The sequence below is a fragment of the Pseudophaeobacter sp. genome (genome assembly GCF_048267565.1).
Classification (GTDB): Bacteria; Pseudomonadota; Alphaproteobacteria; order Rhodobacterales; family Rhodobacteraceae; genus Pseudophaeobacter; species Pseudophaeobacter profundi.
Genome location: NZ_JBLWXG010000005.1, coordinates 25,109 through 41,217 on the forward strand (window position 1 = coordinate 25,109; position 16,109 = coordinate 41,217).

Here is a 16,109-nt window from a genome sequence, read left to right on the forward strand (position 1 = left end):
TGCTAAAGAAATAGTTTTCAATAGACACCGCCATCCCCTATCATCATGAAAAGACCAAAATGGACCGGACATCAGACGACATGCGTAAGAAACAGGACAATTCACTGCTGACCGAGGTTGAGCTTGAATTCATGACCGTCGTCTGGGCTACCGGGGGCGGTACCGTAAGGGAAATCCTTGCGGTGCTGAACCAGGCACAGGAACGCGCCTACACATCGGTGGCAACGGTGCTCAAGATCATGGAACAAAAGGGCTTTCTAACCAGCGAAAGGGCAGACCGTTCGCTGATCTATCGCCCCGCCATTCCCAAAGCAGAGTATCAAAAAACCTCTCTGAAAAACCTTTCGAGCAAGCTGTTCAACGGCGCGCCTGCGGCTCTGGTCGCCCGCCTTGTTGATGATGAGGAAGTTACCGACGACATGCTCGTTGAGATGCGGGCGCTGCTGAACGAAAGGTTGGGGGACAATGGAAACTGACGCGCTGATCAATGGATATCTGGATCTGAATCTTCTGGTGCTTGCAGGCACCCTGCTTTGGCTTTCAGCGCGAAAACTCTTGTCCCTTACCAGGCTGGCACATGCCTTTGGCGCACAACTGCGGCTGATGAATGCGCTGACGCTGCTGCTGGCGCTGTCGCCGCTCTTGATGTTTGGCTTCACCCGGCTGGTAATGGCGCACCCCCCCAATATTTCCGATCTGATGGTCTCGCAGTTTTTGCAAGGCAACGTCAGCATGAGCGCCGCCAGTTTTGAAACCCTTCTGGGCCTGCGCGAAGACACCGTGCGGGTACTGTCCTCCCAGCAACTGCTCTGGACCCGGCTGGTTGCTGCCGCACTTGCCATGGGCGGGCTGGTCTGCGCCATCCATGTGGTCATCTCGGTGCTGCGTCTGCGCCGCGCCCTGGGCCGGGCGTTCCTGTGGAAAAGCATTGGCAAAACCCGGATCCTGGTCTCGGATGAGACCCCGGTCGCCTATTCCACCCGGGGGCTGATTAACCGCTACGTGGTGCTGCCATCTCCCCTGCTGACCGCGCCGCAGGATCTCAAGCTGACCCTGGCGCATGAACTGCAGCATTTTCGCCAGCGCGACATCGAATGCGAGTTCCTGCTGGAAATGCTGCGCCCGGCGCTGTTTTGGAATCCTGCTTTTTTCCTCTGGCGTCGTGAAGTGCGCCATCTGCGTGAATTTGCCTGTGATCAGGCGCTAATGGCGCGGCCAGGTCTGGATCTGCGCGCCTATTGCGAATGCCTGATCCGTGCCTGCGCCGAAGCCGCAAGAGAGCGGGTCTTCTTTACCCGCCGCAGCCCTGCTGTGGCCCTGGTGGATCGCCGCGAAACCCGGAGCAGTTCCACCCTGCAGCAGCGGATCATTGCGGTCACCACCAATGCCCCACATGGCGAAGCGGGCCTTGGCTGGGCACTGGTTTCGGGCATGATGATCACTGCCGTGCTCGCCACCGCCATGTTGATACAGCGCCCCGGCGACTGGAGTCATGACCGGTTGATGCTGTCGACCATCGTCAACCTGGAGCGCATGGCCTCCCGCTCCTCCGCGTCAAGCACTGACGGCATGCCCTCGGCCACGGCGATCTTGCAGCGCAGTTTCATGCCTGTCGCCTCTCCCTGACGCCGCCACTTTCGACCACCACCCTTTCACTACAGGCCAATAGCAGCGCCATTGGCCCTGCCCGTCCATTGTGTGGTATCCGGCGTCTGTTTGCGCCCCTTGCCGTTTGCAGCGGTCTTCGCGCATATCTAGGCTGATTGCTGCTGATCCGCTGCATCCGCCCAGTCTGTGGGTTCTTGCCAACCGGCGGCCTGCGCCTCTCTCCAATCTGCAGGCAGCTGGCCCTGCCCAAGATCAAAACGGCCGACGATGCCGGACAGGCTGGTCGCCTCTTGCTGCAACAGCTGGCTGGCGGCAGAGGCCTCTTCCGCCATGGCAGCATTCTGCTGGGTGACCCCATCCATGGTCTCCATCGAACCATTGATATCCTCCAGACCCTTGGATTGCTTGCGCACCCCACCAGCGATCTCGCTCACCAGACCGGAAACCTCGCTCACCTTGCCAATGATCCTCGACAAGGCCTCTCCGGCCTGGCCCACCATATTCACGCCATTGGCCACATGGGCCTCGCTCGCCGAGGTCAACTGCTGGATTTCCCCGGCCGCCGTTGAGGTCCGCAGCGCCAGGGCGCGCACCTCCGAGGCCACCACGGCAAACCCTGCCCCGGAAGAACCCGCCCGCGCGGCCTCGACCCCGGCATTCAGCGCCAACAGGTTGGTCTGAAAGGCGATGTCATCGATCATGTTGATAATCTTGGAAATCTCGTTAGAGGTCTGCTGGATCTGATCCATTGCCCCTACGGCTGCGGTCACAACCTTGGTACTGCCTTCGGCCTCGGACCGGGTTCGGCCCATTGCCTTGTCCATCTGCGCCGCCTGCTCGGCGGTGGTTCGGATATTCGCGGTCAGATCACGCAGCGCCGTGGCTGTCTGTTCCAGCGTAGAGGCCTGGCTTTCGGTACGATGTGCCATCTCATCTGCTGCGGTACTTTGTTCTTGGGAAAACCTACCGACATGCTCCGAGGCGCTGACAACTTCGCCCATGGAATCGCGCAGGTTGGCCAGGCTATGATTGAAGTTTTCGCGCAGCGTTTCATAGTTATCCGCAAAGGGCGCGCGGATATCACAGGCCAGGTTGCCAGCCTGCAACTGCGACAGCGCTCGGCTCATTTCATCAACCACAGCCGCAGTTTGCCGGGCGGTCTGCACCTCGCGGGCGGCGGCGGCATCCGCCTGCTTCAGTTTATCACGGAAACTGTCCAGGCTGCGGGCCAGGTCGCCCAGCTCATCTCCGCGTGATTTTCCCGTAATCTCAATATGATAATCATCTTCGGCCAGGGCATTAGTTACCTGACGCAGGGCCTGGATAGGCACCGTCACACGGCGTGCAGCGACAAAGGACACGACAATAGCAATCAACACAGCCCCGCCAATTACCGCCATGGCAATCAGGCGAATTTGGTTCAGCTCTGCAAAGGCGGTTGCCTCGTCGGTTTCCAGCACCAGAGACCAGGTAAAACCAGGCAGCTCCAGCGGCATGACCAGGGCGGTTGCCGTGCCCCCTGCCATGGCCGGAACCCCATCAAAACGGGCTGTCTCTCTGGTGCGGGCCGCCTGGGTTTGCGGCAGATCCGGCAAGGCATCCAACACACCGAACTGATCCCCCAGCGAAGAGGGGCTGCGCGCCAGTCCATCCGGGCTGACCAGATAGATGTTCTGATGCCCCAGGTCTTCCAGATTTTTCGTCAGGGCCTGAACCACCCCAGCACTGCCCAGACGCACGGCGATCACGCCAACAGTCTTTTGCTGCTTGTTGACCACCGGGGTCGCCAGAAAGGCAGAGGGCACATCGCCGGCCGGGCCGTAGAGGGTAAAGTCGGAATTCACCACTTGGCCCGGTTCCACGGCCAGAGCTTCGGCAAACAGGTGCCCCAACCCGGTTTCGGCCAATTCCCCTGTGGCAAAGCTATTGGCGTAGTCGTCCAGCTTGTTGACCGAATAGATCAGAAGTCCCGCCTCATCAAAAAGATAGAGATCTTCATAGCCATTCAGGTCAACGATGCGCTGAAAGGTCGGGTGATAGCTGGCATGCGACTGGCTGTAATAGGACCCATCCCCCGGATCGACCAGCTGCGCCCGTTGATCAACCGGATTGGGGTTTTCGCTGCCATAGACACGCTTGAGATAGGCAATTGGGTCCGGCTCTTCGATCATGCCGATCACACGGGTAAAATTGCTGACAGCGCGAAAAACCGTTGGCTGGGCTGCTTGGCTTGCCAGGTTGGCATGGGCCGAAGAGATCAGGAATTCCAGCGCCTGCGCACCAGCCTTGGCCTCGCTCTCATGTGCCGTATAGATGTTTTTGCGAATACTCTTTTCGGCCATCGAATAGACCAGAAAGGCAACAGTAACGAGAAAGGTCGCTGTCAGCGCCACCATGACTATCGGCAGTTTTGCCGTAAGGGGGAGCTTTTTCATATTAAACATCACCGGATCCTTATCTGGGGCGGCCATCCTGCCCTTCGTTCGCCAGCACTACTGGCCTCGCCACATATGAGGTGAGCAGCCTGAATGATGTTTCAGAAAGCCTTATAAAAGATTGACTTCGGCCGTTTCGCGCGCAAAACGCACAGATCATCCCTGAAGTTCGCCGGGTTTTGCCCGACTGGGGCAGATCAAAGATCTCTAGGGGGCAAGCTACAAAGCACAGCGCCGCAGGGTCGACAGCGGGTCCTTTGGGTCCAGCAACCAAAGCGGTGCCTGGCGCAGCCTCCTAGCAAAGTCGGCGAGGCAATCCCGCTAATGGCAAAGGCCGTGCCCCGGTCTCTGTGGCACTGTTCTCAGACCGGGATCCCACTGCGATAGGGATCCTGCGCGGCAAAGACCAAACAGGCCTCTGCCGTGACATAGGCCTCACCCGCGATGGTGGGGATCACCTGCCCTGCCCCATCAAGATGATATCGCAAGGTGTAGCAACTGCCGATGACGCTTTCCTGCACCCAGGGCGTATCGGGCGCCAGCAGGTCATCTGCGGCCAGGCAGGCCAGTTTGGCGGAACTTCCCGTACCACAGGGCGAACGATCATAGGCCCCACCAGGGCATAGCACAAAGTTACGCCCATCGGCCTGGGGCGACATGGCGGCACCGCAGAATTCCACATGGTCAATCCGTGCACCCTGCGCGCCAGTTATCCCCGCGCGGTCCAGCGCAGCACGAATGGCAAGCGCCGCCCCGGTCAGGCGCCCCACCTGTGCGGGCAGCAGGGGGGCCGGACAATCGGCGGTCAAAAAGAACCAATTGCCACCCCAGGCGACATCACCAGTCACCCTGCCCTGCCCTGGCACATCGATGTGGACGTCCTTGGAGTGGCGATAGCTGGCCACATTTTGCACCACCCCCCGATTGGGCGAGGTTAGCTCTGCCAGGATCACCCCAACCGGGGTTTCAATCTTATGCTGCCCCAGCCCGATACGCCCCAGATGATACAGGCTGACAAGCAGGCCGATGGTAGCATGGCCGCACATGCCCAAAGGGCCAGCCGGGTTGAAATAGATCACCGCAGCCACACAGGCCGGATCCTCTGGCGGCAAGAGCAGCGCGCCCACCATGGCATCATGCCCGCGGGGCTCTGCCAGGACTGCGGCACAGAAATCCGCATGGCTGGTTGCCAGTTGCGCCGCCCGCTCTGCCAGGGGGCCAGTGCCAAGGTCTGGCCCACCAGTCAGGATCAGACGTGTTGGCTCTCCGCCGGTGTGGCTGTCGATGACACGCATGATCAGATCCGGGCCTTAGACTGGGCAGTCCAGGTCTGATACCAGGCTTTGAACAGACTATACTGCGCCTCGGCATAGCCGCACTGGCTATCGGTCAGGGCATCACTCTTGTTGAGGCGTAGCGCACATTCACAATCTTCATTCAGCGCCATGAGATGCTTGTAGTAGAGCACCAGAGACAGATCGGCACGGGTGGCAAAGCCGTAATAGGGACTGTTGTAGATCACCGCCGTCATGCCTGCCGCGATCAGCTCTTGGCCCCTGCGCACCAAGGCGTCAAAATTCGGGCCGCGATCAGCCGTGCAGGGTGTCATCAGGGCTGGAATGCAACCGGAGAAGATATCTGTGGTCATGGTCTTTTCCTTACGAGCGGGCCAGCCAGCGGGTGACAAAGCGACAGGCAATTGACAGCCGCAAACCCTACGGCCCCAGGGGGATTGCCCCTGGGTATCGGCAAGGCAGGAGGTGCGGCACCTGCCAATCTTCTATTTCATATTGGATCCAATTTACAATATATTTTGTTTCATAACTTTCATCCCCCGGGAAAAGCCGGTATAAATACGCAAGGAGGCCCCTATGAAATTGAATTCCGTCGATATTTCAAAGACCGCTTCGGCGTCTTCGATCGTCTTTGATGCCCTGCGCAAGGCGATCATCGAAGGGGACGTCAAAGAAGGGGAACCCCTGCGCCAGGATGAAATTGCCCGACTATTCAACACCAGCCGAATCCCTGTCCGCGAGGCGATTTCACGGCTGGAAGAACAAGGCCTTGTCAAAACCCAGCGCTACAAGGGGGCCGTTGTCTCTGGGCTGTCGCAAACTGAGGCCGAAGAAATTTTCGATTTCCGCGCCCTGATAGAACCAGAGGTGATCCGCCGGGCCGTGCCTTTGATGTCGCAGGAAACGTTAGAACGTGCCCGCGAATCCTGGACTGCCTTTTCCACCTCTTCCGAACCAATGCGCTGGGGAGAGCTAAACCGGGACTTTCACGCCACGCTCTACCGGGCCAGCGGTCTGCAGTACCATCTGGACATCATTGACAATGCGATGGACCGAGTGGATCGCTATCTGCGGGCGCAATTGGTCATGTCCAACGGCATGCAGCGGGCCAATGAGGAACATATCGCAATCTGGGAGGCCTGCGTGAACGGCAATGCCGCCCAGGCGGCCGATTTGACTCGGCAGCATATCACGGGGGCGCGTGAATCCCTGATGCAGAACATCAACGGGCTGCGCTAGGGTCAGGCCCCATTAATCCTGCATGTTCAGTATTTGGCTTGGCATGTTTTATATGCCCAAACCACCGCCCCCTGCCCGCAGTGCGTGCAAGCATGGAAAACACAAACGCGCCCCCGTTTCCGGGGCCGCGTTCACAAAACACAGTCTGGCGGGCCTTGTTGGCCTACGGGATCCTTACAGCAGTGCCAGATTCACAGCGGCTTCACGACCATCCCGGCCGGGTTCGATATCGAAGCTGACTTTCTGATTGTCAGCCAGCCCGGTCAAGCCAGAGCGTTCGACTGCCGAAATATGCACAAACACATCCTTGGTGCCGCCATCGGGGGCGATAAATCCAAAGCCTTTGGTTGCGTTAAACCATTTCACGGTGCCAGTGGCCATTTCCGTATTCTCCCTTTTGATTTGCTGCCCGCAGGAGTGCGACAGCCCGGCGTTGTCTGGTCTGTAATCGAAGTCTGAACGCCGTAAAATAGGAGACAGTAGGTCGACATAGAGATACACAAGCCCTCAAAATATGCGACTGCTTTTTGCGTCTGGCAATAGCCCAGGCGCCCTCGAACCGGGATATTGGCAATTTTTTGCGCACCCCGCGACCTGCGTGACATGCATCGCCCCCAGTGGATAAACCGCTCGGCATGTTCTATGACACGGACACCCAGTACTGTTCAGGCTGTATTGACCAGCCCGGGCCTGCAACGAGTGGAAGACAAAATCATGCCGCAACAAAAAGACACTGCACTCGACCAAACGGCCGCCCCTGCAGAAGCATCCCCCAACCCTGAGCCAGAGCTGGTTTCGATGTTTGTCATGTCGTACAATCAGGCAGACTATATCGAGGCAACGGTAAAATCCGCCTTTGCCCAGACCTACGCAAATCTTGAAATCATCCTGTCGGATGACGGTTCAACCGACGGCACCTTTGAAATCATGCAGCGCCTGGCCCAAGACTATCAGGGCCCGCACCAGGTGCGACTGAACCTAAACCCAACAAACCTGGGCTTTATTGGTCATCTCAACAAGATCTTCGACCTTAGCCGTGGAGGTCTGATCGTCTACGCCCCCGGCGATGACATTTCGCACCCCGATCGTTGTAGTAAACTCTATCATGCCTTTGCACAGGACCGGCCGCTTTTGGTGCATTCGGACGTCAACAACATGGATCAGCACGGCATGCTGACCGGGTCCACGACGTCACGCCAAAAGATCCTTGCCGATATGACACTGGAAGATACTGCTGGCTCGCTGGCGCTTGGCATCGGGGCGACCTGCGCCTGGCACCCCGACATTCGGCGCCTCTTTGGTCCGATTGAAGGGGACGCAACCTTTGATGATCTGATCTTCTTCTTCCGCGCCACGTTGATGGACCGGATTATTCATGTGCCAGAACCGCTGGTCGATTACCGCCTGGGTGTGGGGCTTTCTCAGCCAAAAGCAAAATCCTTTCAGCAAGGTGTCGCGCAGGAACGTAAGAACTGGCAGCGGGCCCATGACACCTATCGCCAACGTCTGAAGGACTGTCAGAAGATGCGCCCCGACCAGACCGGCGTGATCAAGCTGCTGCAGAAGAAGCTGGAAATCGCCGAGTATCAGCTGGAACTGTTCAACGCCCCTTTTCGGGCCGCATGCAAGGCACTGCTGTCGCGACAAAAGTTCAAGGCACTGCTCTCTATGGTGAACCGGTTGCGCAAAATGACCCCCAAGCGACAGAAAAGAAATCTCGCGCGTGCGCAAGGAAACATGTGAACCTGCCCCGAGATACCCAGAAGTCGATCCGCTGTCGCGTGCCAGGATAACAAGGCTGTCCATCGCCAAATAGGCTCGGCGGAGCCTTGCTGCTTTGCCGCCCGATGCGTTGCAAAGCGCAACGTTTTTGCCAGGTTCGGTCCCCACAGCTACAGGAGATTGCGATGCGCAAACTTATCCAGTTCTCGATGGCAACGCTGCTCTGCGTTGCGCCTGTTGCGGTGTTGGCAGGCGGACCAAAAGGCTGCCCCCCTGGCTTGGCCCGAAAGAACAACGGCTGCCTGCCTCCTGGCCACGCCAAGAGGATACTTGGGCGCGGAGACTACCTTGAAGGCGATTATACACTGGTCAAAAAACCCGGCCGATATGGCCTGGAACCGGGAAAGACCTACTATCGGCTTGGCGATTATGTCTACCAAGTAGACCGCGACACCAAAGTAGTGCTTGATCTGATCGGTGCGGTTGCCGCGATACTGGATTGAACGACTGACACGACGCCCGATTGACCCGAAATGCAGGATGGCAACCGCACCAAGGCGATCAGAATTAGTGGGCATGATCTTTGCTGACCTCAAGAAATCACGCCTTACCAATTTGATTTCACTTATTTTAGTTGCGCAGTACTTGCACACGCTTTTGAACGATATGTTCTAGATTTCCACAGATCAAAGATCGTCGATATCCGGGACAGTCCCGTGCCTTACGATAAAGGTTGGGGGGCTGACCTCGCCCGAGCCTGCGTCCTCCGTAATCATATAGGCATCTGCACCTACACAGTTTCCCCTCTCAAACTCTCGGTCTGCCCTGTCTTGCGCTTGCGATTCTGACGAATACTGCAATTGCTTGTCGATCTGCAGGCTGACCTGCCCAGCGGCACCCGCCTTTTCAACGTATGTCTGGCAGATATAGTGCGTCTTGTCGGAGTTTGCGGTTGTGTCTGTCATTGCGCCGTCCTTGGCTGAGTGTGATAAATGGCATGTCTGGTCTGCAGCCAGCAGACATCGGCCATCATTTCTTTATGATTGGTAACGGTCTCCACCGCGACCCCAATCTATAAAGCAGGCTAAACCAAAACGATAGGCGCACATCCCCGCACCACCCCGTCAGGCGGGACCACTCACACGACACCATGACTGCCGGATTGCTCACTTCCAGCGCGGCAGGGTACGGGCCAAATTCTCTCTGAGCACCGCTGTCATGGCCATACGCGCGTTCACGGCTTCACAGCAGGCGATATAGCCAGGCAATTTTGTGATGTTTGACGGCGACGTCCACTTTGCTCTGCGGAAAGGCGTCGTTTGCTTCTGTCATGACCAGGGAAGACCTGGCCTCCACCAGCTTCGGCGGCAGCAACCCCACGCCACCGGCGCACACCTCCCCAGCCTGCACGCCGGTGGCGTCGCCAACAGACAATTGGCGATCTATGACAAACGACTAGAGGTGATGCAAAAGGGGCAAGCTGGGCTGGCTCACCATCTGGAACGACGCCCGCGCCCAACTGAACCGCCCGCCTGGATCTGTCTGACCGACTGGCAAGCCAAGTCTGGCGGTTCGCGCTACGCATGGCGTCCAAGCAACGGCGCAATCGCTGGAAAATGCGAAGCTGGCAAGATCTGCGCGATATGGTTGGCGACGCCTATGCCGAGCTCTGCGACAAGATCCGCTACACCTGCCCCACCAGTGACAGCAACCGCGCCCGCTGGCCCACACATGACCTTTGGCAACAGGTCGCCAGCGTCATTGCCACAGATCTACTCGAAAACTGTTCCGGCGTCCTGCCCAGAGGCGTGATTGAAACCAACCGCGCCGAACACCTCAGCAGGGCAGCAGACCGTTATAGGTTTAAGTAGTAGCCCTCGATGGTACGCCTAACAGCAAAGTCGGCTGTGAGTCCAAAGTGCGTGATGCTGCACAGTTCACAAGGACTGCTCGACAGCTGGATGCCAAAGGTCAAGGCCATTGCAAACTCATTGCAATCATTCAGCGTGGCAACTGGTGCGGCTGCTGTACCCCTCATAGCGCCACCCCGCTGTTTTCAGCCAAGTAGACCTCGGTATCGGCGATCTCTTGGGCCGTTAGAATTCGGCCAATGACGATCACGCCATGGACATTTGCCTGGGCATAGACTGATCCACCGGGCGCGCATATTGCTACCTCATCAACGGTTGGCGCCAGAGGGGCAACCATGTTGATGCTCGCAGCAGCATTCACCCGATCCACAACTGATCCGCCGTCGCGGCTGGACAATCGGACAATCTCACTTGGCACGGAAATGGCACCAGCCGTAAAGGCGCCATCGTATCGCAGCGTACCGTCCTGAGCTTGGCCGAATGCTTCTTTAGCGCCAGAGGTAGCGGTGCCATGGGTTACATTGCCCAAGGACAGGGGGCGGTGGTTGCCAGAAGCCCCAGCACCAACATCAGTTGAAACCCCAGCGGCCATGGTGAAGATTGTGGCACTGCCACCAAGCGCGCCGGGTGCAGTGAGCAGGTAATCATCCACCCCGTCAAACTCCAGCCAATACTCTCCACCGCCTGATTGGCGCAGGATAGGCCGCGAGGCTGCCGTGACCTGGATAATGTGGTTTCCATTCCCGGACTTATCATCCATGCGTGCAACGGCATCGCCAAGGCCCGCCTGTGTCGTGCCGGATGTATCAGCCCAGAGGGTTGATAGGTCTGCGGGGTCATACCAGACCCCCAATTCCCCACCCGCAAAAAGAGACGCCGGATTAAATCCGCTGCCCCCCTCATTCGGCTGGGGCACTCCCCCTCTCCACAGATCCAGGCCCAGCCCCAGCATTACACCCACCCCACAAGGACCGCAGTGGTGCCGGTTGCCTCAACCCCGACCGCCGAAAACTGCAGGGTTTCCCCGGCAGCCACGGGATAGGTGATCACCATCCCGGCGGCATCACGCAGCGCAACATCGCCCGACGTCAGCGCGCGCAACACGCGGGGGCGGGTCGGCAGATCGGTGCCATCGGCTGGCGCAATGGTGAAATGATGGGTCGCCGGGCTGGTCAGCCCACGGGCTTGGGTCGCAAATGGATCGGTCTGTGGCATGGTTTGGCCTCATGGATTGGGGTGAATGATCTGGCCCGCAAGGGACCGATTGGGTCAGAACCTCGGCAAGATTTGCCAGCATGCCATTGACGCAAAATAGCCCAGCGCTTTGGTAATCCGGGTCCGCAAATACAGGTCCTCGTGCAAAAATATTGCGCCACTATAGCCATCACCGGATTGAAAAAGTTTCGCGGATACGCACGCCGGTCTGGCAACGGCAGCCCCCCTGTCCGCCCCTGGTGGTCTGGGTCCGCGCGCCAGCCTGCTGATTGCGCAGACCAGACAGGGCCACCTTGTTCTTGCGCGCGGCACATGCTCTGCTTTGGCGCAACGCGGTTTACAGAAGGACGGATCATGCAGGACCCAATTACGCTTTATTATTGGCCAACGCCAAATGGCTGGAAGATCTCTATCGCACTTGAAGAAATGTGCCTGCCCTATCGCGTCAACCTGATTGATATCTCCAAGGGGGATCAGTTCGCACCGGATTTCCTGCAAATCTCCCCCAACAACCGGATGCCCGCCATCATTGATCCGCAAGGGCCGGATGGCGCGCCCGTTTCACTGTTTGAAAGCGGTGCAATCCTGCAGTATCTGGCACGCAAAACCGGGCAGTTTTACGGCGATACCGAACGAGAGCGGCTGGCCGTGGATCAATGGCTGATGTGGCAGATGGGCGGGCTGGGACCGATGGCCGGTCAGGCGCATCACTTTCTGAAATATGCCCCGAATCCCATCCCCTATGCCCAGGATCGCTACCGGTCCGAAGTTGCGCGGCTTTACGGCGTATTGAACCGCCAGCTTGCCAATCATCAGTTTGTGGCAGGCGACAGCTTTACCATTGCCGATATGGCGATCTGGCCATGGGCCTCTCTCTGGGAGGGGCAGGAACAAACCCTTGAAGACAAGCCGCATATGGCGCGCTGGTTGCAGGACCTATGGGCACGGCCTGGCGTCATTGCCGGGCGCAAATTGGAAGCCGAAAGGCGCGCCGATCGCTCTGACAGCCAGGCGCAGAAGGTATTGTTTGGCAAATGATCGCATTGCATCAGTGGCAGGCGCCGACGGGACAAGGCTTTGACAATTGCCTAGGCGCTCGCCCCTGGGGTGCCGACTGAAGAGATTAGGGGCCTAGACCTCGTTCTCATCGTCATCAGGAATACCATGCTTCTGAAAGACCTGCCCCTGAAACATAAAGAAGGCAAACATCGCAACCGGCAAACCGAAGGTCTTGAAATAGACCCAGGTGTCGGTGCTCTGGCTGCGCCAGATCGCCTCGTTTGCGACGGCCAGCGCCAGAAAGAACAGGCAGATGCGCCGGGTCAGGATCATCCAGCCTTCGTGTTCCAGCGGCATCAGCTCTTCCATCACCAGCTTTAGATAGCTTTGCCCCCGCAACAGCCCAGCCCCCAGCGCGCCACCAAACAGCAAATAGATCAGCGTCGGTTTCATCTTGAAAAACCGCTCATCATTGAGCCAGACCGACAGCCCCCCCATGAAGACAACCAGCACCAGCGTTGCAATCTGCATCTTTGACAAATGCCCGGTCAGTTTCCACAGGGCCAGGGTCGACAGGATCATCAGCGGGATAAAGGCGGCCGTGACCACGATAAAGCCTTTGTATTCCTGACCTGCGATCAAGAACACATCCTCGCGCAGCTTCAGGTAGCCAATGAAAAACAGCACAATAGGACCAAGCTCCAGCACCATCTTCAGGGTGGGATTGATCTGCTTGTCTGCAGTTTTTTCTGGGCGCGTCATGGGCTCTCCTGTTGCTGTCTCTTTACCCGACTGGGGTCTGTACCATGGGCTGTGTGCCAACTGAGATCAGCCCCCCATTTCCACTATCACGGCCCCCAGCGCGATCAAAGCCATCAAGGCAATGCGGCGCGGACCAACGGTTTCCTTTAGCACCAGCCAGCCGATGAGGGCGGCAAAAACGGTGGAGGTTTCGCGCAAGACTGCGGCCTCGCCCACCTTGTCCAGCCGGGTTGCCAGCATCACCGCGCCAAAGGAGGCAAAGGCCACCAGCCCGCCAAACACCCCGCGCACGGCAAGCGGCGCCAGAGCTGGCCGATCAGCCATGCGTCGCCAGCGCAGATAGGCATAGGGCGGCAGCGCCAGGGAATCTATCAGGAAGAACCACGCCAGAAAGGTGAAAGGATCGACAGTGGCGCGGATCCCATAGGCATCATATGTGGTATAAAGCGCCACAAAGAGCCCCGTCACCAGCGCCAAAGCCATCGCCAGCCCAAGAGTATCGCGGTCGGTCACCAGATAGCGATAATTATAGGCCGCAAGCCCAAAAATCCCTGCCAGCAAAACGCCGATACCGGCCCATTGCACCAGAGAAAACACCTCTCCGAACAGGTAATAAGATCCGATGACGGTGAACAGCGGCCCGGTCCCGCGCACCACCGGGTAGACCACCGTATAGCTGCCCTTGGTATAGGCCAGCGCCTGCAAGACCTTGTAGATAACGTGAATAAGCCAGACCATGGCAAAAATAGGCCACATATGCGGTTCGGGCCAGGGCACCACAAACAGCGCAAAGGGGGCCGCCATCAGCCCATAGGAGGCGTCAATCGACCCACGCGACAGCCAAGGATCGTGTTTTCCCTTTTGCAGCGCGCCAAAAACCGCATGTAAAAAGGCCGCCATCAGCGCCAGCCAAAGTGCTGCCTGGTGGCCCGCCTCGGTGCCCTCCAGCGAGATCAGCCAGTCGCTCATGCGTTATCCATTGCTTGCAGGGGCAGCGCTTGGGGGTTTTCCACCCCCAAACCCCCGGAGGATATTTGCAGCCAAATGAAGCCTGAGCCCGGAGCGCGGTCCGGAAAGGCGGGCAGACGGGAGGCTGCGATCATCGGGTGCGGTCCAAACCGGTCAGCGCAGCAGCAAAATCTTCCGGGTCAAACGCATCCAGGTCGTCGATCTGTTCGCCAACGCCGATGGCGTGAATGGGCAGGCCAAATTTATCTGCCAGTGCCACCAGCACCCCCCCCTTGGCGGTGCCGTCGAGTTTGGTCATTACCAAGCCAGAAACATCTGCCAGTTTTTGAAAGGTCTCGACCTGGCGCAGGGCGTTCTGACCAGTAGTCGCATCCAGCACCAAAAGCGTATTATGCGGCGCGCTTTCGTCCTTTTTACGAATGACGCGGATGATCTTGGCCAGTTCTTCCATCAGATCTGCCCGGTTTTGCAACCGCCCGGCGGTATCGATCATGAGGAGATCAGCCCCCTCCTCTTGTGCCTTGGTCATGGCGTCAAAGGCCAGGCTGGCCGGATCAGAGCCTTCGGGTGCTGTCAGCACCGGCACGCCCGCTCGCTCTCCCCAGACCTGCAGTTGTTCTACTGCGGCAGCGCGGAAGGTATCGCCAGCGGCAATAACAACCTTTTTGCCTGCGCCCTTGAACTGACTGGCCAGTTTGCCAATGGTGGTGGTCTTGCCAGAGCCATTGACCCCAACAACCAGAACCACCTGCGGGCGATGCGGATAGATTGGCATCGGCTTTGCCACATGCTCCATCACCCGCGCGATTTCGGCGGCCAGCAGTTCCTTGATTTCACGAGCCGATAGTTTCTTCCCCAGGCGTCCCTCTGCCATATTGGCGGTGACGCGCAGCGCGGTATTGACCCCCATATCGGCGGCAATCAGCAGCTCTTCCAGCTGTTCGAGCATCTCATCATCAAGGGTGCGGCGTTGTTCTGTACCGCCGCTGCGCCCCATCAGGCGCCCCAGAACGCCGCTTGGTTTTTCTGCATCCGGCGCGGCGGCCACCCGAGGCGTTTGCGGCGATGTCGGTTCGCTCGGCTCTGCGGGTGGTGCTGATTTCGGCGCGGGGTCGGCGATCGGGGCAGCGGCGACGGGCGCAGCCAATGGCTCGGCGCCGTCGCCCTCTTCGACAATGGCGTCCAGCCCCGCGTCCAGTTTGGAAGAGGATTTGAACAAGCGCTCCTTGAGCTTTGAGAAAAACGCCATCTGGGCCTCCGCAAAAGGGTTTCCCCTTCACCTAATGCGGATTGTCCCCGGTTGCAAAGCGGATGCGCCCCTTGGTCAGGAAAAAGACAGATAAAACCCCGCCTGCGCCCCCCAATAGAGCGGCCAGACCACATAGGGCAGTACCCGGCGCAGTTGATGCTGCGGCGAAAGCACAAAGGTTTCAAAGGCGAGCGCCACATCCGAAGCCACAAAGGCCAGTGCCGCCGGCAGCACCCAGACCAGCCCCGGGTCCGTCAGGGTCAGCGCCGCCAGCCCCATGGCAAGGATGATCGGGATATAGCCCAGCACTGCGCCGCGCAGCTGCCCCGCAACAGGTGCCAAAATCGCTGCCATGCCCCCCCCCAGGAGCACAAGGACCGAAGTGAGCCCAAGGCCAGGCAGGGTCCAGATCTGGCGCAGCACAGCGCTGTCATCGCCCAGAAACAGCGCGACATAGGCCAGATGCCCCATCGCAAAGGCCCCAACCCCGGCCATGAACATCGTCTCCCCACTGCGCGACAGGCAATAATCCCCCAAGGCGCAGGCTCCCAGCCCCACCACCAGCCAGAACGGCGCGCCCGTGGCCAAAGCCGCTCCTGCCAGCAACGCCACCGCCGCCGTTTTGAGCAGGCTCCGCAGCGCATTGGGGGCGCGGGCGGTAAAGCCAAGATAGGCCAGCGCCGCCAGCCCTGCCACTGCCTCGATACATGTCACTGCGACCATATTATGCCCTCCGCACCCCGCA

At 58.8% G+C, this 16,109-nt stretch carries 18 protein-coding genes and 1 pseudogene; 7 read left to right on the forward strand and 12 right to left on the reverse strand.

The features are described 5' to 3' along the window. Window positions 1-59 precede the first annotated feature (59 nt). Both ACN0VH_RS12745 and ACN0VH_RS12750 read left to right on the forward strand, forming a co-directional pair. The gene (locus tag ACN0VH_RS12745; RefSeq protein ID WP_417700802.1) at window positions 60-476 is read left to right on the forward strand and encodes a BlaI/MecI/CopY family transcriptional regulator; all 417 of its coding nucleotides are present in this window, start codon (window positions 60-62) and stop codon (window positions 474-476) included. Continuing rightward, window positions 466-1,626, forward strand: a complete 1,161-nt coding sequence (locus ACN0VH_RS12750) for a M56 family metallopeptidase (protein WP_278922923.1) — start codon at window positions 466-468, stop codon at window positions 1,624-1,626. The genes ACN0VH_RS12745 and ACN0VH_RS12750 overlap by 11 nt, the downstream gene beginning before the upstream one ends. Window positions 1,627-1,754: 128 nt before the next feature. Here the strand turns inward: ACN0VH_RS12750 and ACN0VH_RS12755 are convergent, their stop codons facing one another. From ACN0VH_RS12755 to ACN0VH_RS20875, 3 genes and pseudogenes are all read right to left on the reverse strand, one after another. Next, window positions 1,755-4,052 carry a methyl-accepting chemotaxis protein gene (locus ACN0VH_RS12755; RefSeq protein ID WP_417700803.1) on the reverse strand — a complete coding sequence of 766 codons (2,298 nt, stop codon included), beginning with the start codon at window positions 4,050-4,052 and terminating at the stop codon, window positions 1,755-1,757. Between the two features lie 353 nt (window positions 4,053-4,405). Further along, window positions 4,406-5,338, reverse strand: coding sequence for a 4-hydroxyproline epimerase (locus ACN0VH_RS12760; protein ID WP_417700804.1), 933 nt, complete (start codon window positions 5,336-5,338; stop codon window positions 4,406-4,408). A 218-nt stretch (window positions 5,339-5,556) separates the two neighbouring features. Beyond that, window positions 5,557-5,691 (reverse strand): annotated as a pseudogene (locus ACN0VH_RS20875) (dihydrodipicolinate synthase family protein); the annotation flags it as partial. A 223-nt stretch (window positions 5,692-5,914) separates the two neighbouring features. Here ACN0VH_RS20875 and ACN0VH_RS12770 point away from each other — a divergent pair. Continuing rightward, window positions 5,915-6,577: a GntR family transcriptional regulator gene (locus tag ACN0VH_RS12770; RefSeq protein ID WP_278922927.1), complete on the forward strand. Its 663-nt coding sequence runs from the start codon at window positions 5,915-5,917 to the stop codon at window positions 6,575-6,577. 174 nt (window positions 6,578-6,751) lie between these two features. Here ACN0VH_RS12770 and ACN0VH_RS12775 read toward each other — a convergent pair whose 3' ends face one another. Beyond that, complete coding sequence (locus ACN0VH_RS12775; protein ID WP_278922928.1) at window positions 6,752-6,958, reverse strand: cold-shock protein; 207 nt, start codon at window positions 6,956-6,958, stop codon at window positions 6,752-6,754. A 333-nt stretch (window positions 6,959-7,291) separates the two neighbouring features. Here ACN0VH_RS12775 and ACN0VH_RS12780 point away from each other — a divergent pair, with 333 nt between their 5' ends. After that, window positions 7,292-8,320 (forward strand): glycosyltransferase, encoded by a 1,029-nt coding sequence (locus tag ACN0VH_RS12780; RefSeq protein WP_278922929.1) that lies wholly within the window; start codon window positions 7,292-7,294, stop codon window positions 8,318-8,320. Window positions 8,321-8,484: 164 nt separating this feature from the next. After that, window positions 8,485-8,802 (forward strand): excinuclease ABC subunit A, encoded by a 318-nt coding sequence (locus ACN0VH_RS12785; protein WP_417700806.1) that lies wholly within the window; start codon window positions 8,485-8,487, stop codon window positions 8,800-8,802. Window positions 8,803-8,985: 183 nt separating this feature from the next. On the opposite strand, the gene ACN0VH_RS12790 is transcribed toward ACN0VH_RS12785, so the two are convergent. Continuing rightward, window positions 8,986-9,264: a hypothetical protein gene (locus ACN0VH_RS12790; RefSeq protein ID WP_278922931.1), complete on the reverse strand. Its 279-nt coding sequence runs from the start codon at window positions 9,262-9,264 to the stop codon at window positions 8,986-8,988. Window positions 9,265-9,541: 277 nt separating this feature from the next. Further along, window positions 9,542-9,733, reverse strand: coding sequence for a hypothetical protein (locus ACN0VH_RS12795; RefSeq protein ID WP_417700807.1), 192 nt, complete (start codon window positions 9,731-9,733; stop codon window positions 9,542-9,544). 182 nt (window positions 9,734-9,915) lie between these two features. On the opposite strand from ACN0VH_RS12795, the gene ACN0VH_RS12800 reads away from it, so the two are divergent. Next, complete coding sequence (locus ACN0VH_RS12800; RefSeq protein WP_278922933.1) at window positions 9,916-10,170, forward strand: hypothetical protein; 255 nt, start codon at window positions 9,916-9,918, stop codon at window positions 10,168-10,170. A 163-nt stretch (window positions 10,171-10,333) separates the two neighbouring features. Here ACN0VH_RS12800 and ACN0VH_RS12805 read toward each other — a convergent pair whose 3' ends face one another. Both ACN0VH_RS12805 and ACN0VH_RS12810 read right to left on the reverse strand, forming a co-directional pair. Beyond that, on the reverse strand, window positions 10,334-11,086 hold the full coding sequence (locus tag ACN0VH_RS12805) for a hypothetical protein (protein WP_417700808.1): 753 nt from the start codon (window positions 11,084-11,086) through the stop codon (window positions 10,334-10,336). A 35-nt stretch (window positions 11,087-11,121) separates the two neighbouring features. After that, window positions 11,122-11,385, reverse strand: a complete 264-nt coding sequence (locus ACN0VH_RS12810; RefSeq protein WP_278922935.1) for a spike base protein, RCAP_Rcc01079 family — start codon at window positions 11,383-11,385, stop codon at window positions 11,122-11,124. Between the two features lie 354 nt (window positions 11,386-11,739). On the opposite strand from ACN0VH_RS12810, the gene ACN0VH_RS12815 reads away from it, so the two are divergent. Next, complete coding sequence (locus ACN0VH_RS12815) at window positions 11,740-12,423, forward strand: glutathione S-transferase N-terminal domain-containing protein (protein WP_278922936.1); 684 nt, start codon at window positions 11,740-11,742, stop codon at window positions 12,421-12,423. Between the two features lie 93 nt (window positions 12,424-12,516). On the opposite strand, the gene ACN0VH_RS12820 is transcribed toward ACN0VH_RS12815, so the two are convergent. The 4 genes from ACN0VH_RS12820 to ACN0VH_RS12835 form a co-directional block, all read right to left on the reverse strand. Further along, window positions 12,517-13,146 (reverse strand): inner membrane-spanning protein YciB, encoded by a 630-nt coding sequence (locus tag ACN0VH_RS12820; RefSeq protein WP_278922937.1) that lies wholly within the window; start codon window positions 13,144-13,146, stop codon window positions 12,517-12,519. Between the two features lie 66 nt (window positions 13,147-13,212). Further along, window positions 13,213-14,115 carry an EamA family transporter gene (locus ACN0VH_RS12825; RefSeq protein WP_278922938.1) on the reverse strand — a complete coding sequence of 301 codons (903 nt, stop codon included), beginning with the start codon at window positions 14,113-14,115 and terminating at the stop codon, window positions 13,213-13,215. Between the two features lie 130 nt (window positions 14,116-14,245). Continuing rightward, a complete protein-coding gene (gene ftsY / locus ACN0VH_RS12830) occupies window positions 14,246-15,364 on the reverse strand; it encodes a signal recognition particle-docking protein FtsY (RefSeq protein ID WP_417700809.1) in 1,119 nt (372 codons plus the stop codon). Window positions 15,365-15,439: 75 nt separating this feature from the next. Then, on the reverse strand, window positions 15,440-16,087 hold the full coding sequence (locus ACN0VH_RS12835; protein ID WP_417700810.1) for a lysoplasmalogenase: 648 nt from the start codon (window positions 16,085-16,087) through the stop codon (window positions 15,440-15,442). Between the last annotated feature and the right edge of the window lie 22 nt (window positions 16,088-16,109).